Raw genomic sequence first — 20,227 nt, forward strand, 5'->3', positions numbered from 1 at the left:
CCTGCGTTGCTGAACCTGTTGCTGGCGTGGTCCTTGGCGCAAGTCCAGCCCGCCAATCTGCCACCGCCTCCGCCGCAGCCCGCCGAGTTGCGCTACCTGCCCGTCCGCGTCGATGCGCATATCGCCGAGGCGGAATCGATTCCGGGTGACGGCCGTGCCGCCGACATGCTGGTGTCCGTCGTCGACGAACGAACCCTGCGAGTAAGCTTGACCGTTCGCCATGACGAACAGGAAAGCGTCAATGCGGCGGGTATCCGCGCCTGGCGCGCCGATGAAGATCTGCAGATCGTGATTCCGCTGGTTTCCAATGCGGCGACGCCATTCGAGCCACGCTGCTGTCTCGCCTATTCGCAGGCGGATCTGGTGCTGAGTTTTCCGGATGGATTACCCGGACATGTCACCGTGCGAACCGAGCAGCCGCAACTGCGCGCCATTGCGGAACAGCGCCTGGCGCCGCAGCTCTGAAAGCGGTTTTTGCCGGCTCAACCCAGCCGGTTCAGCACTTCAGCCAATTCCGGCGCCAGCGGCGCATTGAGCAGGTAGGGCGTCTTGCCGCCGTCCAGGGCGAATTCCAGCGAGGCGGCGTGCAGGAACAGCCGCTTCAGGCCGACCTGGTCGCGCAGGCGTTTGTTGACCGCCGGATCCCCGTACTTGTCGTCCCCGGCCACCGGATGCCCGAGGTGCTGCGCATGCACGCGGATCTGGTGCGTGCGGCCGGTCTCGATGACGACTTCGCAATACGAATGACCACCGCGCCGCTCCAGTACCCGGAAATGGCTCAGTGACGCCTTGCCGGCGGGATTGACCTGCACATGCCGCTCGCCGCCCTGGCGCAGGCCGACATGCAATGGCGCATCCACGCTCATCACCCCGTCCGGCATTCGCCCCACCAGCAGGGTCAGGTAGCGCTTTTCGATGCCGCGCCCCTCGTCGCTGTCGTTCTCGCGCATCAGCGCCTGCAGTTCGGACAGCGCGGAACGCTTCTTGGCCATGATCAGCAGGCCGGACGTGTCGCGATCCAGGCGGTGCACCAGTTCCAGCGTCTGTCCCGGGCGCAGCACGCGCATGGTCTCGATGGCGCCGTGGCTGATGCCGCTGCCACCGTGACTGGCCACCCCGGAGGGCTTGTTGATGACCAGCAGGCGGGCGTCCTCGAACACGATTGCCGCCTCCATCCGTTGCAGGAAGCCGGTCGGAGGCGGCGCCTTGTCTCCAGCTTCAATGAGATTGACGGGGGGGATCCGGACCTCGTCGCCCGCCTCCAGCTTGCGCTCGGCCTTGGCGCGACCACCGTTGACCCGGACCTGGCCGCTCCGGACCAGCTTGTAGACCAGGCTGCGTGGCGCGCCCTTCAACTGGCCCAGCAGGAAGTTGTCCAGCCGCTGTCCGCCCCGGTCTTCCGGGACCCTGACCAGGCGAACGGTGGCTTTGGTCCCGGCCTGCGGCCGTGAAGCGGGGGGCGAAGCGGTCATGGTCACTATTATTCTGCTACACTCGGCGGGCGAGATAAGGGTTTGATTTCGCAGGGAGTTGCCGGCTTGGAAGCAAGCCGTGGGCCAGAAGCCCGGCTCCCCGCGATTCCGGCAGGCGCGCGGCCACCGCCCCAGGGGCGGCCATGTTAGCGGCTTGCCGGCGAACCCGGATACCGCCGGACGCGTGACGGCGCCCGTAGCTGAACATGTCCCGCGCGGCGCCACCACTGGTTGGGAAGCTGCCGCCGGCCCGTAACACACATTAAAAAAAGCGCTCCCGCGGCCTGCCGTGGTGTCGTAGCGCTGGAAACCCAACCCGCCCCGCTGCGCCTGCGCAAGGGGCGGAGCACCGTTCCAGAGGCGAAACGCCATGGCGTTCCGCGCGGTAGTAGCGCGCGAGGAACGCAAACAATGAAACGCATGTTGATCAATGCGACGCAGGCTGAAGAACTGCGCGTCGCGATCGTGGATGGCCAGACGCTGTACGACATCGATATCGAGCAACCGTCGAAAGAGCAGAAGAAGTCCAACATCTACAAGGGCCGCATCACCCGGCTCGAACCTTCCCTCGAAGCGGCCTTTGTCGACTACGGTGCAGACCGGCACGGCTTCCTGCCGCTGAAGGAAATCTCCCGCGACTATTTCCAGGCCGGGGTCGACCACAACAAGGCCGGCCTGCGCGAACTGCTGCGCGAGGGCCAGGAAGTCGTCGTCCAGGTGGACAAGGACGAGCGCGGCAACAAGGGCGCCGCCCTGACCACGTTCATCTCCCTGGCCGGCCGCTACATGGTGCTGATGCCCAACTCGCCCACCGCCGGCGGCGTGTCGCGCCGCATCGAGGGCGATGACCGTGCCGAGCTGAAGCGGGCCATGGACTCGCTGGCCATCCCCGACGACATGGGCGTCATCATCCGCACCGCCGGCGTCGGCCGCGACGCCGAAGAGCTGCAGTGGGACCTGGATTACCTGCTGCAGGTCTGGAAGGCGATTGCCGAGGCCGCGCTGACCAAGCCGGCACCGTTCCTGATCTACCAGGAGTCGCGCCTGATCGTGCGCGCCCTGCGCGACTACCTGCGCGCTGACATCGGCGAAATCCTGGTCGACACCGAGGAACTGCACGAGACCGCGCGCGAGTTCATGCAGCAGGTCATGCCGCAGAGCCTGCGCAAGCTCAAGCACTACAAGGACGACATCCCGCTGTTCAACCGCTTCCAGATCGAATCCCAGATCGAAGGCGCGTATGAACGCAATGTCCGCCTGCCCTCCGGCGGCTCCATCGTGGTCGACCAGACCGAGGCGCTGACCGCCATCGACGTCAACTCGGCGCGCGCCACCAAGGGCGGCGACATCGAGGAGACCGCGTTCCACACCAACCTGGAGGCGGCCGAGGAAGTGGCCCGCCAGCTGCGCCTGCGCGATCTGGGCGGTCTGGTGGTGATCGACTTCATCGACATGTCGAGCAACAAGCACCAGCGCGAGGTCGAGAACCGCCTGCAGAACGCGCTGAAGTACGACCGCGCCCGCGTGCAGCTGGGCCGCATCTCGCGCTTCGGCCTGATGGAAATGAGCCGCCAGCGCCTGCGTCCGTCGCTGGGCGAATCCAGCCAGATCGTCTGCCCCCGCTGCGACGGCCACGGCCGCATGCGCAGCGTGGAGTCGCTGTCGCTGTCCATCATCCGCGTGGCCGAGGAGCACGCGATGAAGGAGAACACCGGACAGGTCCTGGTCCAGGCGCCGGTGGAAATCGCCAACTTCCTGCTCAACGAGAAGCGCGGCGCGCTGCGCGAGATCGAGACCCGCCACGACGCGCCGATCATCATCGTCGCCGACGAGGCGCTGCACACCCCGCACTACGAAGTCACCCGCGTCCGCGAGAACGAACTGGGCGAGGAAACCACCAAGCCCAGTTATCAGCGCGGCACCCCGCGCAAGTTGCCGGTGCATGCGCTGACCAAGGCGCAGCTGAACATCCCGGCCGCTCCGGCGGTGACCCACGTGAAGCATTCGCAGCCCGCCCCGGTACGCGAGGAACGCGAGGCCCCTGCGCCCGCGCCGGTCGCCCCCGCGCCTGCCCCGGCGCAGGTCGCCACGCCGGCTTCCGGTGGCCTGTTCGGCTGGCTCAAGCGCCTGGTCGGTGCCGAAAGCGCGCCGGCGCCCGCGCCGCAGCCGCGTCAACAGGACAACCGCCAGTCGCGCAACGAACGCAATGATCGCGGCCAGCGCCGTGACAACCGCCAGCAGCAGAGCCAGGGACGCGGCGGCAACGGCCAGCAGCGCCGTGAGGAAGGCCGCGGCAAGGGCCAGCAGAACGCGCAGCAGAAGCCGCGCGGCGAGCAGCAGCCCAAGCAGCCGGGGCAGCAGCAACAGCCCAAGCAGAAGCAACAACAGCAGCCGCAGGCTCCCCGTCAACAGGGGCAGCAAGGCCAAGGCCAGCCGCAGGCACCGAAGCCGCGCGGCGAACAGGCCCAGCCGGCGCAGAAGCCGCAGGTCGCCCCGGTTTCGAAGCCGGAAACCGCTTCGCCGGTCGCCGTCGCGCCCGCCGAGACCGAGGTGGGCAAGATCGCTACCGTGGCCGCGGTTGCTGCAACGGAAGCACCGCGTCCGCAACCGCAGGTTCAGCCTGAAACCATCGCCGAACAGACCGCGGATGCAGCCGCCGCGGACAGCGTGACTGCGTCCGAGGAAGGCGCGGCCGGTGATGCCGCGCAGGGCGAAGGCGGCGGACGTCGCCGCCGTGGTCGCCGTGGTGGCCGCCGTCGCCGTCGTGGCAATGCCGAGGGCGCAACGCTGGCCGACGATCAGGGCGGCGACGATCTTTCCGATCTGGGTCCGGACGAACAGGATTCGGTCGCCAGCCGTTCGCAGCCGGAGTTCGATTTCGACGACGAGGAACCGGCTCCCGCGCCGTCCCGTCCCGCCGGTGCCAACCGTCCGACGGCCGTCGCGCCGGTGACGCCTGCTCCGGCCACGCCGGTGCAGGACAAGCCCGTGGCGGATGCCGTGGCACAGACCGCTCCCGTCGCCGTCCCGACGGCACCGGTCGAAGTCGTTGCCGAGGCACGGGCCGAAGTCGCCGCGGTCGCGGACAGTGGCGACGCGCGCGCCGTCATCGCCGAAACCGTGAGGGTCGAAGCCCGAGCCGGCAACGAGATTGTCCAGGCGGTTCAGCAGGACATCGCGACGGAGTCTCCCGCCGTTGCGTCCGCGGCGGGCGTGACCGAAACCCCGGCGATCACGCCCGCTCCGATCGAAGTGACCTCCTCCCCGGTGGCGGCGAGCACTGAAGCCGTGGCCGAGCCGGCCAGCGAACCGGTGCGCGCCGAACTTGCCGAGCCGGCCCCGGCCGCCCAGCCGGCGACGCCGTCCGCGCCGCCACGCGGCACCACCGGATCGCTGTTCTTCGCGCTGGATGCGGATACCCCGCCGTCGGTCACACGCGGCCTGTTCGAACCGGTCGCCACGCCCAAGCCGACCGCACCGGAGACCTCGGCCGGCATCGCCCACAACGACGATGAAGATCAGCCGGTGGATCCGGATCATCCGGAGAACGAGCGCAGCGCCTGACATCAGGCGCAAGCGCGCAGGCACGACGAAAACCGGCTGGCGACAGCCGGTTTTCTTTTTGTCCGCTTGAAAGGCGCGGTGCGCGCTTGGCGCCGGATGGAAGCGCCGGGCAACCGGCCCGCTAGAGCGCCCGTGCCGGGTCGAGCAATCCGTACTGGGCGGCCAGTCGCGCCAGCGCGATGTTGTCGGTGACTCCCGCCTTCTCGAACAGGCGCGTCTTGTGCGTGTTGACGGTCTTGGCGCTCAGGCTCAGGCGCTTGGCGATTTCTTCCTGGCGCAGGCCCTGGATCAGCAGCATGGCGACTTCAAGTTCGCGCGGCGACAACGCATCGAAGGGAGAACCATCCCCGGACACGTTGAGCAGCGCCAGGTTCTGGGCCACGCTGCTGCCCAGATAGCGCTTGCCGCGGGCGACGTCACGCACCGCGCGGATCAGCTCCTGGGCGTCGCCGCCCTTGCCCAGATAGCCGGATGCGCCGGCTTCCAGCAGGCGCTTGGGCAACGGCCCGTCTTCCAGCACCGACACGATGATCACCCGCGTCTCCTGATCGCCGCGCACGATGCGCTCGGTCACTTCCAGCCCGCTGTATCCAGGCAGGTGCAGGTCGCACAGCACCACGTCGGGCTTCAGCTTGCGGATGACCGGCAAGGCCTCCTCGCCGCTCTCCGCCTCGCCCACCACCTCGAAATCGGTTTCCTGCGCGAGGATCATCCGCATGCCGGTCCGCACCAGCGCGTGATCGTCAATCAGGAATACTCGAATCGTCATGCCACATCCCCTTTCGAGCCTCGGCTCAACACCGAGCCTATTCCCGGAATGCGGCCATCGCAACTCACATTCTAGCCGTCCGTCCGCACCGCGATGACCTCCCACTGGTCATGCATCGTCCGGGTTCCCGGCTCATGCATACTCGCCGTTCACGCCTTCGGAAGGAGCCTTGAATGACATCGAAAACATCGGCACGCCCGTTCTGGGCCGGCCTGTTGCTGCTGGTTGCCCTGCCCGTCTGCGCCGCCGACGGCGGCGATGCGGCGGAATGGAAAGGCCAGGTCGCCCGCATCAGCGCGGGCGCCGATACCGCCGCGCGCGGACAGGCCATCACCCATCGCCTGGACGCCATGGGCGTGACCTGGCGCGAAGAGGCCTTCGAACAGAAGGACAAGCATGGCCGCAATCTGCTCGCCGACCTGGGCGGAAAAGCCGATGCACCGCTGCTGCTGATCGGCGCGCACTACGATCGCGTCGCGGTCGGCCACGGCGCGACCGACAACGCATCCGGTTCCGCCGCGGTGCTGGAACTGGCCGCGCGCCTGAAGGCACGGCCACTGGTCAACCATCGGGTCCAGATCGCGTTCTGGGATCTGGAGGAAGCCGGGCTGCTCGGCTCGCATGCCTACGTCACCACGCCGGGACGCGAGAAACCTGCGCTGTACGTCAACTTCGACGTGTTCGGCTGGGGCGACACCCTGTGGATGATGTCACCGCAAGCGGATACCCCGCTGATCGCCGCGCTGCGCAGCGCAAGCACGGCGCACAAGCTGGGCTTCCAGCCGGGTGAACATTATCCGCCCACCGATCATCTCGCGTTCCTCAAGCAGGAATGGCCGGCGGTTTCCTTCTCGCTGGTGGGCGGCGACGAAATCGACCCGATCCTGGCGGTCTTCGGCGGCAAGAAACCGACCACCGCACCGAAGGTCATGCAGGTCATCCACAGTCCGCGTGACACGGTCGCCGAACTCGACGACGGGCGCGTGGACGATGCCCTGGATGTCATCGAGCAGGGACTGCGCGACTGGGATGCCGCCGCGCGATAAGAAACACGCGGAAAGAAGCACCTTGCCGGGGCGGCATGCGAGAACCGCCCCGGCTTTCCGGACGGCGACGGTGTCGGGCTCGCGATTGACCGCCGGGCATCCACGCCTGTGCGCGGACGTTGGGCTCTCTGGTGGCTCCCGGGTCATCGGCCGGTCCGGGAAGCGGGCCGGGGTGATCGGCGCCTGCCACTCGTCCGGTTTATACGTCGTCCGATGCGAAGAAGCCGTGTAGAGAAGCGCGTGCGGCGTGCCGGCGCGTCATACCAAAGGCGAAGGCGTTTCTTTGCACGGAGATGACATCCCTGTCGCTAGCCTGTCGGCAACCGATGCTGCCCTGCCGCGCCATGATGACGCTCGATCTCCCCCATTTGCCCGGCCACGATGGCAGTTTCCTGCTGTCGATCAACGAATCCGAACCCCTGCATTTCCCGTCGCGCATTTCCGCGCTCGCCTACGCCAGCAAGCTCGCCTGGCAACGCGAGCAGCAGGGCCTCGACTACGCGATCAATGTCGAGGGAGGAGACGGCAAGTGGCGCCTGTTCCGCGGCGTTCGTCGGCTGCGTGCCTGACCCGGGTCCCGGGACATCGGATTTTTCCTACAGCAGGTCGGGCACTGCACCGACTGACTGGTCGCGTGCGCCGCGGCATTCTGGACGCGTTCCCGGAAGCACGCCCTGCGACGGTCAGGAAGACCGCTCTGCAAAGGAAAAGGGCGCCGCCTTGAGCAAGCGGAAGCGGCCCGGGAACCTCCCCCTTCAAGGTCCGGCCTGGATGGTGCCGGACCTTTCTTTTTTGCTGCGGCCTGATGATGGCCGAAAACGGTGAGTCCGCGCACGCGGGCTGTGGCAGCATCGCGGCATTCCCTCCTGGACCGCCAGCATGCCGACCACCGCCGAACGCACCGCCCTCTTCCGCCAGTTGCACGCCGATGGGCTGTTGCTGCTCGCCAACGCCTGGGACGCGGGCAGCGCGCGCCTGATCGAATCGCTGGGCGCGCGCGCCAGCGCCATCACCAGCGCCGGCCTGGCGTGGTCACAGGGCTATCCGGACGGCGACCATCTACCGGTCGCGCGCTTGCTGGACAGCGTCGACAGCATCGTCCGTGTCCTGTCGACGCCGTTGACCGTCGATATCGAAGGCGGCTACTCGGATGATCCCGACACCGTCGCCGACACGGTGCTGCATCTGGTCCGGCGGGGCGTGTCGGGTATCAACCTCGAGGACGGCGGCGACGATCCCGCCGTGCTGTGCGCCAAGATTGCGCGCATCCGCGAACATTGCCGGGAGGCTGGCAGCGATGTGTTCGTCAACGTGCGCACCGATGTCTATCTGCGCCGGCTCGCTCCGGCGGGTGCGGCCAGCGTGCAGGAAACCCTGGCGCGCGCCGCGCTTTACCGCGAGGCCGGCGCCGATGGGCTGTTCGTGCCGGGCGTGGTCGAGGAAACCGAGATCACCGCCATCGCCCAGGACGCGGGCCTGCCGCTGAATGTCCTGTGGCGCGCCGCGCTGCCGGATCGCGACCGGCTTCGCCGGTGTGGTGTGCGCCGCCTCAGCGCCGGTTCGGATCTCGCCGAATCGGTCGCTGGCCACCTGCAACGCCGTGCGCAGTCGTTCCTCGCCGAGGGCGCCGGCATGCCGGCGGATCCGCAGGCGCTGGGCTACGGGCAGCTCAACGCGCTGTTCGCGTCCGCCTGATCCGCCTCGTTCGACGTCGCGCGCCGCTGCATTCATCGTGTGGCGCGTCAGTCGTGGCCCAGGGATTCGATCAGGAAATCCACGACCGCGCGCACGCCGGGCAGTTGCCCGCGCCGGTGCGGCATCACCAGCGTGGTGGTCACCCGGCCGGCATGCCATCCCGGTAAGACACGCGACAGCCGGCCTTCGTCCAAATCCGGGCGGCACAAGGATTCCGGCAAGCAGGCGATCCCCAGCCCCGCGCCTGCCGCCGCCCGCAGCGCCTGCGATTCGTTGGCAATCATGCGCGGCCGCGGGGTGACCTCCACGGTCCGCGCGTCCGCGGCCTCCGCCATGAGTGTCCAGCGCGTTGCGCCGGCACCACTCAACAAGCCGTCATGCCGTTCCAGCGCTTCCGGGTCCGCCGGCATTCCGTGGGCGTCCAGATAGCCGGGTGAAGCGACCAGCACGATGCTTTCCTGCCCGATTCGGCGCTGCACCAGTCCCGAATCGGGCAAGGGCGCGAAATGACTGCGCACGGCGATGTCATAGCCTTCCTGGACGACGTCCACGAACCGATCGGTCACGTCCAGTTGCAGGCACAGGCGCGGGAACCGTTGCGCCAGTCGCGGCAGGTGCGCGGCCAGTTGCTCCTGCGCCACCGGCACGGAAGCGGTGATGCGCACGGTGCCGCTGGGCTCGGCCACCCGCTGGCGCACGATGTCCTGCGCGGCCTCGGCCTCGATGATCGAGGCACGGGCGTGCTCGTAGAAATCACGTCCGACGTCGGTCAGGGTGAAGCTGCGCGAGGTGCGATGGATCAACCGCACCTGCAGCGCCTCTTCCAGTTCGGCCACGCGCTTGCTCAGGGTCGACTTGGGTAGCCCCAGCCGGCGCGAGGCCGGCGCGAAACCGCCGTGTTCGACCGCGGCGACGAAGAACACCAGGTCGTTGAGATTGAGCACCGGAAGTCCATGAATGTGGACGATAAGTCGCCATTTTGCCAACTACACGGTCAAAGTCCACAGTTCTATTGTTTCTCCACCGGCCGGATTCCCCTTCACCCCCAGGATCTTCATCCATGACCACCACTACCCTGCTGTACGGCGTGCCTTCGGGCTGCTCCTTCGGTTCCATCGTCGCGCTCGAATGGCTCGGCCTGCCCTATCGGCTCAGCCGGATTGCCATGCCCGAGGAAGTCACCGGTGACGACTATCGCCGCCTGAATCCGGTCGGCGAGACCCCCACCCTGATCACCACGGATGGCCGCGCCATCAGCGAAAGCATGGCCATCCTCAACCATCTCGGCGCGCGCGGCCTGGACACCGGGCTGGCATTCGCCCAGGGCACGCCGGGGTTCGATCGGCTCAACCAGATGCTGGCGTTCCTCAACACCGCCTTCTTCAACGCCTTCAGCCCGCTATGGCATGCGCTGGAGCACGGCAGCGAAGGCGTCGAGAACCAGGTGCTGGGCGAATACGGCCGCGGCAGGGTCGTGCGCGCGCATGCCCTGCTGGAACAGTTGCTGGGCGACCGTCCCTGGTTGCTCGGCGATCAGCGCACGCTGGCCGACGCCTACTTCATCGGCATTGCCCGCTGGACGCAGTACCACGACGTGATCGATCGCCGCGATTACCCGAACCTGCAGCGTCTGTTCGAAAAACTGGAAGCCGACCCGGCGGTGATCTTCGCGCATGCGGTCGAAGCAGGACGCCCGGCGGTGTCCGCAGGTGGATTCCAGGGCCACGTGCCACTGCAGGGCGTGCTCGGCGAGTTCCGCCAGGCGGCCTGATTCCCCGGGCAATGAATGGCCTCCGGCGGCATCCCGTCGCCGGAGGCGCAAGAACCGGAGAGTCGCCGGAAGGCATCGCCGACACACTGGCGCTTCTTCTCCACGAGGATTCTCCATGAAGGTTCTGCAAGGCAAGGTCGCCATCGTCACCGGCGCCAGTTCCGGTATCGGCGAGGCCAGTGCCCGGTTGTTCGCGCGCGAAGGCGCCCGCATCGTCGCGGTCGCACGCGGCGAGGAAGGTCTGCGCCGGCTGGTCTCCGCCATCGTCGACGAGGGCGGCGAAGCGATCGCGGTCGCCGGCGACGTGCGTGACGAAAGCTGCGCGCAGGCCGCGGTACAGGCCGCGCTCGAACATTTCGGCGGGCTCGACATCGCGTTCAACAACGCCGGCACGCTTGGCGAGATGGGACCGACACCGGGCATATCCGCGCAAGGCTGGCGCGACACCCTGGACATCAACCTGACCAGCGCGTTCCTGGCCGCCAGGCACCAACTGCCGGCAATGCAGGCGCGCGGCGGCGGCTCGCTGATCTTCACCTCGACCTTCGTCGGCCATACGGTCGGCCTGCCCGGCGCGGCCGCCTACGCGGCGAGCAAGGCCGGCCTGCTCGGCCTGACCCGCGCGCTGGCGGCGGAGTTCGGCGCTGAAGGCATCCGCGTCAATGCCCTGCTTCCCGGTGGCACCGACACGCCGATGGCACGGGCGATGAACGGCACCGCGGAATCCTGGGCCTTCGTCGAGAACCTGCACGCGCTCAAGCGCACCGCCACGCCTGAGGAACAGGCGCGCTCGGCGTTGTACCTGGCTTCCGACGCCTCCTCCTTCACCACCGGCACCGCGCTGCTGGTCGATGGTGGCGTTTCGATCACCCGCATGTAGAGGCGGCGCGCCCGGCACTTTCCCGCTTTCCCTCCTCGCCTGTCCGCGCGCGCCACGCTAGAGTGGCGGCGGGGAATCGGCTCAACGGCGGTCCGCAGCGGCCGCCACGGGGGAACATCGATGAAGACGAACACCATGGGATGGGTCGGCGCGGCGCTGTGCCTGGCAACGGCTACCGCATCGACGCAGGAAGCGCCGTTGTCGGAGGAACAGCAGATCCTGCTGCGCGCGGCGCAGAACGTCACCACCCGCACCGAAACGGTCAGCAGGATTCTCGACTACTGCACCCGCCAGGACGCCGGCTTCGCCGCCACCGGGCTGGACAGCATCCGCGCCTGGCGGCAACGCAACCAGGCCTACGTGGATCTGGGCCCTGCCCTGCGCGAGGAGACCTACGCGATGGGCGTGCGCCAGTTCGGCGTCACCCGCGAAGAAGCCGAAGCCGCGCTCATGGCTGCGGTCGAAGAGGTCGCCGGCACCTTCGCCGAGGAGATGGAACAGGTCGATGAGCCCGCCCGCCGGCTCCAGGCCTGCGACGCCTATGCGCGCAAGATCAGCGACGGCGAACTGGACATCGGCTTCGAACGTCCCGAGGTGAAGGCGATGCTCGACGCCCGCCTCGAGGGAACGCGCAAACGCTAGCCGGCGATGGCGTCGGAGGTCCCGGCGAGCCAGGCCGCCAGTTTCTCCAATCCGACTTCGGTCCCCTCGCGGCGTTCGCCGTGATCGGTATAGCCGTCCAGGAACACGACCTGTTCGGTGAACGACATCAGCGTGCCGCTGGCATCGGGCCGCAGCGAGACCGTCACCAGCGATACCGAGATGCGCCGCTCGCCCAGCAGCAGGTCGTAGGCGTAGATGATGCGCCGCTCGGGCACGATGTCGAGGAAATGCGCACGGAACACGTGCGCGAGTCCATCGCTGTCATGGACCTGGTTGTATTCGCTGCCGCCGATGCGGAAATCCAGCGCGTAGCCGGCGTTGTTCCAGTCGTCGTGGCAGGAGAACCACGCCTGCTTGGCCTCGGCCTGCGACCACGCCGCGAACACCCGCGCCGGCGTTGCCGGCAGTTTGCGATCGATGCGGAAGTGGGTGTGCGCCTCGGACAATTCAGAAAGGGGCGGCATGCGATGCTCCTTGGGCAGTTTCAGCGGGAGGAATCCGCGTCATCGGATCCGGTGCGGGCGAGGAAGGCTTCCAGCCGGTCGAAGCGACGCCGCCAGCCACGCTCGCGTTCGGCCGCCCACGCTTCGACCTGGGCCAGCGCGCCCGGTATCAGCCGGAACGTGCGCACGCGCCCCTGCTTCTCCGAGGCCACCAGTCCGCCCCGCTCCAATACGGCCAGGTGCTTGACCACCGACGGCATCGCCAGGTCCAGTGGCCGCGCCAGCTCCGATACCGAAGCCGGTCCCTGGCTGAGTTGATCGACCATCCGCCGCCGGCTGTCGTCGGCCAGCGCATGGAACAGCGCGTCCAGGCGTTCGGAAGCCTGCGCCGCCATGGTCAGTCCGTCTCCAGCGGTTGCAGGAAGCGTGCGGGTATCCGCTCGCGATAGGGAAAAAGATCGAAGTAAGGCCGCGCCTCGTCATAGGTGCGGCGCACCGAGGGCCGCGCCATCAGGCGTTCGAAATAGGCCGCCAGCGCGCCGAGTCCGGGCGGAAACGGGTGCACGATGCCGGCATAGAACAGCGACGGCGACGCGGAGCAGTCGGCCAGGCTGAAAGTGTCGCCGGCGATCCATTCGCGTCCGGCCAGTTGCTTTTCCAGCATGGCATAGGCGCTATCGAGCGTGGCCAGCGCTTCGGCCACGCCGCGTGCGTCGTGTTCGCCGTCGCCGCGGAGGCGGTCGATGACGACTTTCTGTACCGGTTGGTGGACGTAGTGGTCGAAGAACCGATCCCATAGCCGCACCTGCAATGCGGCTTCCGGCTCCGTCGGCAACATGGGGCGCGGGCCGGGATAGTGCTGGTCCAGGTACTCCACCACGATGCTGGATTCCGGAATCACCGCGCCGCGGCGCACATCGCGCAGCACCGGCATCTTGCCCACCGGCCAGACCTCCAGGAACGCATCCAGCGAATCGGCGTTGTCGTGCCGGACGATGACGCCCTCGAAGGGCGTGCCGTGCTCGTACAGCGCGATGAGCACCTTGTGGCAGAACGAGGCGAGCGGGTGGTAATAGAGCACCAGATCCATCGATGTCCTCCGGGGAATGCGCGCCGGGAATGGCCCGCCCAATAGTTTCCCTGTTGGCTAAGTATTAGCGCGACACGGGGCCGGGCGCAAGTGCCCGCGCCGGCTTCCACTTGGTCACCCCGGCCGTGCCCTTTGTCCCAGCCGCGTTGTCCGGCGATGCGGCGATGTCCATCGTGCCCCCTCCCCCGCGCCAGCCATTCGGAACATCGCCCATGCATTCCCTGTTCAACGGCTATCCCTGGATCCGCGCCGGGACCAGCCTGCAGCTCCTGCGCATCGTCACCGCGATCCTGTTCATGGCCCACGCCGCCGTCCGCATCTTCAACGGCACGATTCCCCGTTTCGCCGAATTCATGGAGGCACAGGGATTCCCGCACGGCTCGGCCTGGGTTTGGGCAATCACTTTGTACGAACTCACCGCCGGCACGCTGCTCGTACTCAACCTGGGCGTGCGCTGGGCGGCCTCGGGCCTGGCGGTGATTGCCGGCGTCGGCATCCTGCTCATCCACTGGAAGAACGGCTGGTTCGTCGGCGAGCACGGCATCGGCGGCAGCGAGTACAGCATCGCGCTGCTCGCCATGCTGCTGGTGATCGCCGCGCATGACGCCAATCGGCACGCGCAGGTCGTTGCCGCCCTCACGCCGCAGGTGAAGGACAAGGCGCCACCACCGCTGGTGAGGTTGACCGGAACGGATTGATGCGGTCGCGGGGAGCGCTACGCGGGTGATGGCACCGGGATGCCGCGGCGGATCAAGCCGTGGATCTGATCGCGGTAGTTGCGGCCACTGACCAACCGGCGTCCGGTATGCAGATCGATCCGGTAGCGGCCCGACCCCATCGGCATGATTTCCCGGATCGCGCCCGCGCGGACAATGGTCGAGCGGTGCACGCGCAGGAACGCCAGCGCGTCCAGTTCCGCCTCGAACGACGCCAGCGTGCGACGCAGGGTGTAGCGTCCCTGCTGGCAGTCGATGTCCAGGTAGTTGCCCTGCGCCTCGACGACGTTGATCTGGCTCTCCGGGACCAGTTGCACGCGCTGCCCGACCTGCAGCGGAATCCGGCGCACACCGTCGTCGATCGTCGCCACCTGCAGGCCCTGCAAGGCCAGCCGTTCACGCAGGCGCTCCACCGTCTGTTGCAGGCGTTCGGCCGACAGCGGCTTCAGCAGGTAGTCCACCGCGCGGGCATCGAAGGCGCGCGCGCCGTGTTCGTGATAGGCGGTGACGAACACCACCAGCGGCTGCGGTCCACGCCATTGCGTGAGCGCGGAAAATCCATCGCCGCCCGGCATCTCGATGTCCAGGAACAGCACGTCGATGGCGGTCCTGCGGGCCGCCTCCAGCAATTCCTCCACGTCCACGCACTCGGCCACCACCGCGATGCTGCCGCCGGCGACCTTTTCCAGCAGCCGGCGCAGGCGCGCGCGCGACAGCGGTTCGTCATCGACGATGGCGGCTTTCAGGCTCACGCCACCTGCTCCAGCGCGGGTGTAGCCGGCAACGCGGCCTCCGCCGGCAACGGAATTTCCAGTTCCACCACGTAGCGATCGACGGCGGTCTCGGACCGCAGCAGGCGCGCGCGATCGCCGTACAGCAGTTGCAGGCGCCCCGAAACGCCGCGTAAACCCACGCCGTGGCCGGCGACGGTGCCGGCGCCGGGTTCGGCGCTGTTCTCCACCGCCAGATGGAGGACGCGATGCGCCACATATGCGCGGATCAGCAGCCAGCCGGGTGATTTGCGCCGGGCGATGCCATGCACGATGGCGTTTTCCACCAGCGGCTGCAGGATCAGCACCGGCACCGGCACGTCCAGGCATTCCTCGTCGATTTCCCGCCGCACCTGCAGGCGGCTGGTCAGCCGGATCTTCTCGATCATCAGATAGTGATCGACCACCGCCAACTCGTCGCGCAACGGCCGTTCCTGGACCTCGTCCTGTTTCAGTCCGTCGCGCAGCAGCGCCGACAGCGACACCAGCATGCGGTCGGCCAGTTCCCTGTCGACATGCACCATTTCCGCCACCGAATTCAGCGCATTGAACAGGAAATGCGGATTGAGCTGGGCGCGCAGCGCTTCCAGCCGGCTGGAGACCAGGCTCCTCTCGATGTCGGCGATGCGTTTTTCACGCTCCCGCGCGCGCTCGTAGTAAACGACGGCATGCGCCACGCCTATCACCGTCCATGAGGTCATCAGGTTGTTGCGGATGCTGGCGATCACCACTTCGCCGAAGCCCGGCAGCGCGTCGTACCACTGGAACACGGGATTGGTGACGTAGATGTAGCCGGCCTTGAGCACGATGATCGCTGCCACTGCCAGCGACTGCACGAGCAGCGCGCGCATGACAGCCCCGCGCTCGATCGGAAAGCGCCGGACCAGCCAGAGGATGCCCAGGCTGAAGGGCACCCAGGTCATCCAGCCGCCGAAACTGAAATGCAGTGCCCTGGACCAGGCAAGCGGCTTGCCGTCCGCCTCGCCCATCGCCACCACCTGGCTGGCGAACATCAACGAGTAGGCAGTCCACCACAGCAGGACCATCCAGACGATCAGGGGAATCTTGAAAGGGCGCTTGTCCACGGGCGCCACCCTACCGCTCCGCCGCCGCGTCGTACAAGCGTCCGACGGGCTTTTTTTCCGTTCGCTGCGCGGACGTGGCGTTCGTCACGCGCCGGGTGCCGTTCGTCACAGCCGGATGGCGGCCATGTGCCGGTGGCGAGAAAGATGTGCGCACTCCCGCCGGGCGGACACGCCAGGAAGCTCAGCTTCCGCGCAAGGACGACGGCTTCCACCACGAGAGGATCCCATGGCACACCGACTTCTTTCCTTTCTTCCCCTGGCCCTGGCCGGCGCGACCTCGGCCGCTTTGGCCGGTGAATGCGAGAACAACTTCAGCAAATCCGGCAGCGTGTTTTCCGGCGCCGACTTCTCCAGCAAGGTAACGGTGTCGGATCTGTCCGTGGCCGACGCGATGGGTCAGATCCGCGGCATCATGATCGCCGAGAAGATGGACGTGATCACCGAGGACGCGGGCACCGGCACAATGCTGGTGGAACAGCGCTCGACCAATTTCACCCGCGCCGTCCCCACGCTGATCAACGTCAGCCAGGAGGGCAACGCGGCGGTGGTGGAGATGACGGTCAAGACCGAGAAGGGCCAGTTTGCCAAGGCCGATTCGATGCGTCCGTACATGTGCCAGCTGATGGCGAAGATCAAGGGCGGCAAGGAAGGCAGGACCGCCGGCGCGCAGGGCGCACGCACCCAGAACGTGGCGGACACCACGTTCAAGGACGTATACGTGTTCTCCCGCGAGATCGCGCGCGAGGCCAAGGGCAATGCGCTGGTGGTCAACGCCCGCCACAAGGGCCGCAAGTACAGCCTGAAGGGCCGCGTGGACTACATCCAGGAAGATGGCGCCGAGTACAACGTCTCCTTCGACATTCCCGACGAGAGCGAGGTGCTGCTCAATGTGCCCGGCGATGATCAACCGCGCGTGGGCGTGGCCTGCCTGTTCAATGCCAACCAGCTCGCCAACGTGCTGACCTTCCGCAAGGGCGACTACGCGACCTTCACCGGCAGCTTCCACCGCTACGACGATTTCAAGCGGATGCTGTGGCTGGAGAACTGCGTGCAGGCGAAGAAGAAGAAGAAGTGACGCAGGCGGACACTGCAACTTGCCTGTAAGTGCCGCCCCATCATGCTGCAGACGGATACGCAAACGCCCCGTAGGGGGCGTTCTCGAAGGTTTGGCGGAGAGAGTGGGATTCGAACCCACGGAAGGTTTGACCCTTCGCCGGTTTTCAAGACCGGTGCCTTAAACCGCTCGGCCATCTCTCCGTTGTATCTGCTGCATCCCGCCGATGCGTTGCATCGGTTCGCCGGTTTGACCATCGACCTGCGGTGACAGGCGCTGCAGGCCAGCCCTCGGGCCGGCGCGCATTTTCGCATGAAGCCCGTGCGCGTGCTTACGAGGCCTTCTTGACCTTGCCGGCCCGGGCGTTGTCCAGGGCCAGTTCCAGCGCCCTTTCCGCCGCCTCCGAGCACTTGCCGCCGCAGTCCAGGCGCGAGGCTTCGATCTGCTGGGGCAGGTGTTCTGCCAGGAAGTCGATGAACACCCGCACCGCCGGCAGCAGGCCGCGACGGGAAGCAAACACCGCGTGGCAGATGCCCTGCGGCAGCGACCATTCCGGCAGCACCACTTCCAGTTCGCCCTTGCGCACGGCCTCGGCGCAGACGGTTTCCGGCAACAGGGTGATGCCGTAGCCGTCCTTTGCCATCGCCTGCAGCAGCGGGAAGTCGAATCCGGCCAGGCGCGGCTGCAGTTCGACCCGGCGCACCTCGCCGTCCGGACCATGCAGTTCCCAGCGCTGGCGCGCCTCGTCCTCGCTGATGCTCAGGGTGACGTGGTTGGTCAGATCTTCCGGCGCCTGCGGGCGTCCGGCGCGGTTGAGGTACTTCGGACTGGCGACCAGCAGTTCCTGGATCTGGCCGAAGCTGCGCATCACCAGGCTGCCGTCATCGTCGAGCTTGGCGCGCACGCGCAGCGCCACGTCGTAGCCTTCGTTGATGATGTCCACGCGCCGGTTGTTGACGTGCAGCTGCAACCGCACCTTCGGGTACTTGTCGAGGAACTTGGGCAGGATCTTCGGCAACTGCATCTGCGCCACCGCCACCGGCACGCTGACCCGCACCACGCCGCGCGGCTCGGCGCTGAGGCGATCGACCACCTCGCGCGCGGCCTGGGCTTCGGCCAGCATCGTCTGCGCATGCCGATGCACGCTCATGCCCACGTCGGTCACCGCGAAGCGGCGGGTGGAACGCTGCAGAAGGCGCACGCCCAGATCGGTTTCCAGCTGGCTGATGCGCCGGCTCAGCCGCGACTTGGGAATGCCCAGAGCGCGCTCGGCCGCGGCGAAGCCGCCGTGGTCGACCACCATGGCGAAGTAATAGAGGTCGTTGAGGTCGTGCTGCATGACTATAGTTCCATTATCAGAACAATCAGTGATATTAGACCAGCTTTATCCTGTTTTCGCAACAACCCAAGATGGCATCCAACGCGGCACGGCCGCATCCACCCGACAAAGCCATCATGAAACTATTGCACATCGACAGCAGCGCGCTGGCCGACAACTCGGTCACCCGCCAACTCACCGCCGCCATCGTAGCCCGTTGGCAGGACCAGGTGCCTGGTCTGAAGGTCACCTATCGCGATCTGGATGCCGCTCCCCTGCCCCACCTGACCGGACCGGTACTGGCCAAGGCCGATCCGGCGGTGGCCGCCGCCGGCGAAGAAACGCTCCAGCAGTTCCTGGACGCGGACGTCGTGGTCATCGGGGCGCCGATGTACAACTTCGGCATTCCGTCGACCCTGAAAGCCTGGATTGACCGCGTCGCCGTGGCCGGCCGCACCTTCCGCTACACCGAGAAGGGGCCGGAAGGCCTGGCCGGCAACAAGAAAGTGATCATCGCCAGCGGCCGCGGCGGCATCCACGGCGCCGCCAGCGACTTCCAGGAGTCCTACCTGAAGTTCGTGCTGGGATTCATGGGCATCACCGACGTGGAATTCGTGCGCGCCGAGGGCGTGAACTATTCGCCGCAGCACCGCGTCGATGCGCTCGCCAGCGCACTAGCGTCGATTCCGGTTCCGCAGCGCCTGGCGGCCTGATCGCCCGGCATCCCCGTTCCTGGCAGTTCCTCTCTCCGGGCCCGCGCAAGCGGGCCTTTTTTTGGTCCGCCTCACCGGCGCGGGACATGAGCCACGCCGCGTGGCTATGCTTGCGCGCATCTGATCGCCGCCTTGCCCATGCCCGTCGCCAAGAAGCCCACGCGCACCGCTTTCCGCAAGGCCGCCACCATCGAGCCGGTGAGCGCCATTCAGGCGCTGGCGATGCTGAAGCAACAGGCAAGTGCCTCCCATCGGGAAGGACTCGCCCGTTTCGGCATTCCCGACGATCACGCCCTGGGCGTACCGATGGCGAAGATCCAGGCCATCGGCAAGCGCATCGGACGCCAGCCTGCGCTGGCGCCGGCCCTGTGGGATACCGGCGTGTACGAGGCGCGCCTGCTGGTCGCCTTCGTTGCCGATCCCGCGCAGCTGGGTACCGCGCAGATGGACCGCTGGTGCCGCGACTTCGACAACTGGGCCGTCTGCGACACCCTGTGCTTCCACCTGTTCGATCGCAGCCCGCATGCCTGGCGCAAGGTGGCGCAATGGAGCGGCCGGCGTGGCGAATTCGAGAAGCGCGCCGCGTTCGCCCTGCTCGCAGGCCTGGCGGTCCACGACAAGGCGGCGGGCGATGACGGGTTCGCCGAGGGCTTGCGATTGGTCGAGGTGGCTGCCGCCGATCCGCGCAACTTCGTTAGGAAAGCGGTCAGCTGGGCATTGCGGGCCATCGGCCAGCGCCGTGCCGGGTTGCATGCGACCGCAGTAGCGCTGGCGCGCCGGCTGGCCGCCTCGGAGGACGCCACCGAACGCTGGATAGGCAAGGACGCGCTGCGCGATCTGACCCGCCCGCAGGTTGCGCAGCGGTTGGCGCGGCGCTGAGCGGCCAAGCGAATATTCCCCTCGGTCCGTCCTCCTTCTCCGAAGGGGCAGGCGTAGAGCCGAGCTTGCTCGGCTACGGGATGCGCGGTCGTTCGGGAGAAATCGGCACGAATCGGACCAAGGAATCGCGCGGCGTCGGGCAGCGGAGCAAGCTCCGCTCTACGGGAGCGCTCGCGGGTGCCGGTCAGGCGATGTGAGCACGAATCCCCTTCGGTCCCTCTCTTCTCCGAAGGAGCAGGCGTAGAGCCGAGCTTGCTCGGCTACGGGATGCGCGGTCGTCCGGTAAGAATCGGCGCGAC

21 protein-coding genes and 1 tRNA gene are annotated in these 20,227 nt (G+C 67.3%); 12 read left to right on the top strand and 10 right to left on the bottom strand.

Going from position 1 to position 20,227, the window contains the following annotated elements:
• Nucleotides 1-6: 6 nt before the first annotated feature.
• Nucleotides 7-465, top strand: a complete 459-nt coding sequence (locus tag ACTJI2_RS05800) for a hypothetical protein (protein WP_440841417.1) — start codon at nucleotides 7-9, stop codon at nucleotides 463-465.
• Nucleotides 466-482: 17 nt separating this feature from the next.
• Here ACTJI2_RS05800 and ACTJI2_RS05805 read toward each other — a convergent pair whose 3' ends face one another.
• Complete coding sequence (locus ACTJI2_RS05805) at nucleotides 483-1,472, bottom strand: RluA family pseudouridine synthase (protein WP_440841418.1); 990 nt, start codon at nucleotides 1,470-1,472, stop codon at nucleotides 483-485.
• A 411-nt stretch (nucleotides 1,473-1,883) separates the two neighbouring features.
• On the opposite strand from ACTJI2_RS05805, the gene ACTJI2_RS05810 reads away from it, so the two are divergent.
• Nucleotides 1,884-5,036, top strand: a complete 3,153-nt coding sequence (locus tag ACTJI2_RS05810; RefSeq protein ID WP_440841419.1) for an Rne/Rng family ribonuclease — start codon at nucleotides 1,884-1,886, stop codon at nucleotides 5,034-5,036.
• Between the two features lie 121 nt (nucleotides 5,037-5,157).
• Here the strand turns inward: ACTJI2_RS05810 and ACTJI2_RS05815 are convergent, their stop codons facing one another.
• Entirely contained in the window at nucleotides 5,158-5,805 is a 648-nt protein-coding gene (locus ACTJI2_RS05815; RefSeq protein WP_183636819.1) for a response regulator, read from the bottom strand.
• 173 nt (nucleotides 5,806-5,978) lie between these two features.
• Here ACTJI2_RS05815 and ACTJI2_RS05820 point away from each other — a divergent pair, with 173 nt between their 5' ends.
• The 3 genes from ACTJI2_RS05820 (at nucleotide 5,979) to ACTJI2_RS05830 (ending at nucleotide 8,546) form a co-directional block, all read left to right on the top strand.
• A complete protein-coding gene (locus ACTJI2_RS05820; protein WP_440841420.1) occupies nucleotides 5,979-6,851 on the top strand; it encodes a M28 family metallopeptidase in 873 nt (290 codons plus the stop codon).
• A gap of 347 nt (nucleotides 6,852-7,198) precedes the next feature.
• Nucleotides 7,199-7,420: a hypothetical protein gene (locus ACTJI2_RS05825; protein ID WP_440841421.1), complete on the top strand. Its 222-nt coding sequence runs from the start codon at nucleotides 7,199-7,201 to the stop codon at nucleotides 7,418-7,420.
• A gap of 310 nt (nucleotides 7,421-7,730) precedes the next feature.
• Nucleotides 7,731-8,546 (top strand): isocitrate lyase/PEP mutase family protein, encoded by an 816-nt coding sequence (locus ACTJI2_RS05830; protein ID WP_440841422.1) that lies wholly within the window; start codon nucleotides 7,731-7,733, stop codon nucleotides 8,544-8,546.
• 47 nt (nucleotides 8,547-8,593) lie between these two features.
• Here ACTJI2_RS05830 and ACTJI2_RS05835 read toward each other — a convergent pair whose 3' ends face one another.
• Entirely contained in the window at nucleotides 8,594-9,490 is an 897-nt protein-coding gene (locus ACTJI2_RS05835) for a LysR substrate-binding domain-containing protein (RefSeq protein WP_192198743.1), read from the bottom strand.
• Nucleotides 9,491-9,606: 116 nt separating this feature from the next.
• Between ACTJI2_RS05835 and ACTJI2_RS05840 the strand changes: the two genes are divergently transcribed.
• The 3 genes from ACTJI2_RS05840 to ACTJI2_RS05850 all read left to right on the top strand — a co-directional run bounded on the left by ACTJI2_RS05840 (nucleotide 9,607) and on the right by ACTJI2_RS05850 (nucleotide 11,839).
• The gene (locus tag ACTJI2_RS05840; protein WP_440841423.1) at nucleotides 9,607-10,317 is read left to right on the top strand and encodes a glutathione S-transferase family protein; all 711 of its coding nucleotides are present in this window, start codon (nucleotides 9,607-9,609) and stop codon (nucleotides 10,315-10,317) included.
• A gap of 115 nt (nucleotides 10,318-10,432) precedes the next feature.
• Nucleotides 10,433-11,197, top strand: a complete 765-nt coding sequence (locus tag ACTJI2_RS05845; protein WP_440841424.1) for an SDR family oxidoreductase — start codon at nucleotides 10,433-10,435, stop codon at nucleotides 11,195-11,197.
• Between the two features lie 120 nt (nucleotides 11,198-11,317).
• Complete coding sequence (locus ACTJI2_RS05850; RefSeq protein WP_440841425.1) at nucleotides 11,318-11,839, top strand: hypothetical protein; 522 nt, start codon at nucleotides 11,318-11,320, stop codon at nucleotides 11,837-11,839.
• Here ACTJI2_RS05850 and ACTJI2_RS05855 read toward each other — a convergent pair.
• The 3 genes from ACTJI2_RS05855 to ACTJI2_RS05865 are packed head-to-tail and all read right to left on the bottom strand — an operon-like array spanning nucleotide 11,836 to nucleotide 13,393.
• The gene (locus ACTJI2_RS05855) at nucleotides 11,836-12,324 is read right to left on the bottom strand and encodes an SRPBCC family protein (RefSeq protein ID WP_440841426.1); all 489 of its coding nucleotides are present in this window, start codon (nucleotides 12,322-12,324) and stop codon (nucleotides 11,836-11,838) included. The genes ACTJI2_RS05850 and ACTJI2_RS05855 overlap by 4 nt on opposite strands.
• Before the next feature lie 20 nt (nucleotides 12,325-12,344).
• Nucleotides 12,345-12,698 carry an ArsR/SmtB family transcription factor gene (locus ACTJI2_RS05860; protein ID WP_440841427.1) on the bottom strand — a complete coding sequence of 118 codons (354 nt, stop codon included), beginning with the start codon at nucleotides 12,696-12,698 and terminating at the stop codon, nucleotides 12,345-12,347.
• Nucleotides 12,699-12,700: 2 nt separating this feature from the next.
• Nucleotides 12,701-13,393 carry a glutathione S-transferase family protein gene (locus ACTJI2_RS05865; RefSeq protein WP_440841428.1) on the bottom strand — a complete coding sequence of 231 codons (693 nt, stop codon included), beginning with the start codon at nucleotides 13,391-13,393 and terminating at the stop codon, nucleotides 12,701-12,703.
• A 212-nt stretch (nucleotides 13,394-13,605) separates the two neighbouring features.
• On the opposite strand from ACTJI2_RS05865, the gene ACTJI2_RS05870 reads away from it, so the two are divergent.
• Entirely contained in the window at nucleotides 13,606-14,091 is a 486-nt protein-coding gene (locus tag ACTJI2_RS05870) for a DoxX family protein (RefSeq protein ID WP_440841429.1), read from the top strand.
• A gap of 17 nt (nucleotides 14,092-14,108) precedes the next feature.
• On the opposite strand, the gene ACTJI2_RS05875 is transcribed toward ACTJI2_RS05870, so the two are convergent.
• Together ACTJI2_RS05875 and ACTJI2_RS05880 are read right to left on the bottom strand one after the other, a co-directional pair.
• Entirely contained in the window at nucleotides 14,109-14,861 is a 753-nt protein-coding gene (locus ACTJI2_RS05875; RefSeq protein WP_440841430.1) for a LytR/AlgR family response regulator transcription factor, read from the bottom strand.
• Complete coding sequence (locus ACTJI2_RS05880; protein WP_440841431.1) at nucleotides 14,858-15,964, bottom strand: sensor histidine kinase; 1,107 nt, start codon at nucleotides 15,962-15,964, stop codon at nucleotides 14,858-14,860. The genes ACTJI2_RS05875 and ACTJI2_RS05880 overlap by 4 nt, the downstream gene beginning before the upstream one ends.
• A gap of 226 nt (nucleotides 15,965-16,190) precedes the next feature.
• Between ACTJI2_RS05880 and ACTJI2_RS05885 the strand changes: the two genes are divergently transcribed.
• The gene (locus ACTJI2_RS05885) at nucleotides 16,191-17,039 is read left to right on the top strand and encodes a hypothetical protein (RefSeq protein WP_440841432.1); all 849 of its coding nucleotides are present in this window, start codon (nucleotides 16,191-16,193) and stop codon (nucleotides 17,037-17,039) included.
• Between the two features lie 92 nt (nucleotides 17,040-17,131).
• Here the strand turns inward: ACTJI2_RS05885 and ACTJI2_RS05890 are convergent.
• Both ACTJI2_RS05890 and ACTJI2_RS05895 read right to left on the bottom strand, forming a co-directional pair.
• Nucleotides 17,132-17,221, bottom strand: a tRNA-Ser gene (locus tag ACTJI2_RS05890).
• Nucleotides 17,222-17,349: 128 nt separating this feature from the next.
• Nucleotides 17,350-18,357 (bottom strand): LysR family transcriptional regulator, encoded by a 1,008-nt coding sequence (locus tag ACTJI2_RS05895; protein ID WP_183636847.1) that lies wholly within the window; start codon nucleotides 18,355-18,357, stop codon nucleotides 17,350-17,352.
• A gap of 116 nt (nucleotides 18,358-18,473) precedes the next feature.
• Here ACTJI2_RS05895 and ACTJI2_RS05900 point away from each other — a divergent pair, with 116 nt between their 5' ends.
• On the top strand, nucleotides 18,474-19,049 hold the full coding sequence (locus ACTJI2_RS05900) for an FMN-dependent NADH-azoreductase (protein ID WP_192198750.1): 576 nt from the start codon (nucleotides 18,474-18,476) through the stop codon (nucleotides 19,047-19,049).
• A 138-nt stretch (nucleotides 19,050-19,187) separates the two neighbouring features.
• Complete coding sequence (locus tag ACTJI2_RS05905; protein WP_440841440.1) at nucleotides 19,188-19,928, top strand: DNA alkylation repair protein; 741 nt, start codon at nucleotides 19,188-19,190, stop codon at nucleotides 19,926-19,928.
• Nucleotides 19,929-20,227 lie beyond the last annotated feature (299 nt).

Source organism: Pseudoxanthomonas sp. 22568 (genome assembly GCF_052044485.1).
GTDB classification, from domain to species: domain Bacteria; phylum Pseudomonadota; class Gammaproteobacteria; order Xanthomonadales; family Xanthomonadaceae; genus Pseudoxanthomonas_A; species Pseudoxanthomonas_A beigongshangi.

Bases quoted from the DNA above. Each gene is read 5' to 3' on its own strand.
- ACTJI2_RS05860 (WP_440841427.1), bottom strand. From the start codon at position 12,698: ATGGCGGCGCAGGCTTCCGAACGCCTGGACGCGCTGTTCCATGCGCTG.
- ACTJI2_RS05810 (WP_440841419.1), top strand. From the start codon at position 1,884: ATGAAACGCATGTTGATCAATGCGACGCAGGCTGAAGAACTGCGCGTC.
- ACTJI2_RS05870 (WP_440841429.1), top strand. From the start codon at position 13,606: ATGCATTCCCTGTTCAACGGCTATCCCTGGATCCGCGCCGGGACCAGC.
- ACTJI2_RS05825 (WP_440841421.1), top strand. From the start codon at position 7,199: ATGACGCTCGATCTCCCCCATTTGCCCGGCCACGATGGCAGTTTCCTG.
- ACTJI2_RS05885 (WP_440841432.1), top strand. From the start codon at position 16,191: ATGGCACACCGACTTCTTTCCTTTCTTCCCCTGGCCCTGGCCGGCGCG.
- ACTJI2_RS05865 (WP_440841428.1), bottom strand. From the start codon at position 13,393: ATGGATCTGGTGCTCTATTACCACCCGCTCGCCTCGTTCTGCCACAAG.
- ACTJI2_RS05830 (WP_440841422.1), top strand. From the start codon at position 7,731: ATGCCGACCACCGCCGAACGCACCGCCCTCTTCCGCCAGTTGCACGCC.
- ACTJI2_RS05900 (WP_192198750.1), top strand. From the start codon at position 18,474: ATGAAACTATTGCACATCGACAGCAGCGCGCTGGCCGACAACTCGGTC.
- ACTJI2_RS05855 (WP_440841426.1), bottom strand. From the start codon at position 12,324: ATGCCGCCCCTTTCTGAATTGTCCGAGGCGCACACCCACTTCCGCATC.
- ACTJI2_RS05850 (WP_440841425.1), top strand. From the start codon at position 11,318: ATGAAGACGAACACCATGGGATGGGTCGGCGCGGCGCTGTGCCTGGCA.
- ACTJI2_RS05845 (WP_440841424.1), top strand. From the start codon at position 10,433: ATGAAGGTTCTGCAAGGCAAGGTCGCCATCGTCACCGGCGCCAGTTCC.
- ACTJI2_RS05805 (WP_440841418.1), bottom strand. From the start codon at position 1,472: ATGACCGCTTCGCCCCCCGCTTCACGGCCGCAGGCCGGGACCAAAGCC.
- ACTJI2_RS05840 (WP_440841423.1), top strand. From the start codon at position 9,607: ATGACCACCACTACCCTGCTGTACGGCGTGCCTTCGGGCTGCTCCTTC.
- ACTJI2_RS05815 (WP_183636819.1), bottom strand. From the start codon at position 5,805: ATGACGATTCGAGTATTCCTGATTGACGATCACGCGCTGGTGCGGACC.
- ACTJI2_RS05895 (WP_183636847.1), bottom strand. From the start codon at position 18,357: ATGCAGCACGACCTCAACGACCTCTATTACTTCGCCATGGTGGTCGAC.
- ACTJI2_RS05905 (WP_440841440.1), top strand. From the start codon at position 19,188: ATGCCCGTCGCCAAGAAGCCCACGCGCACCGCTTTCCGCAAGGCCGCC.
- ACTJI2_RS05820 (WP_440841420.1), top strand. From the start codon at position 5,979: ATGACATCGAAAACATCGGCACGCCCGTTCTGGGCCGGCCTGTTGCTG.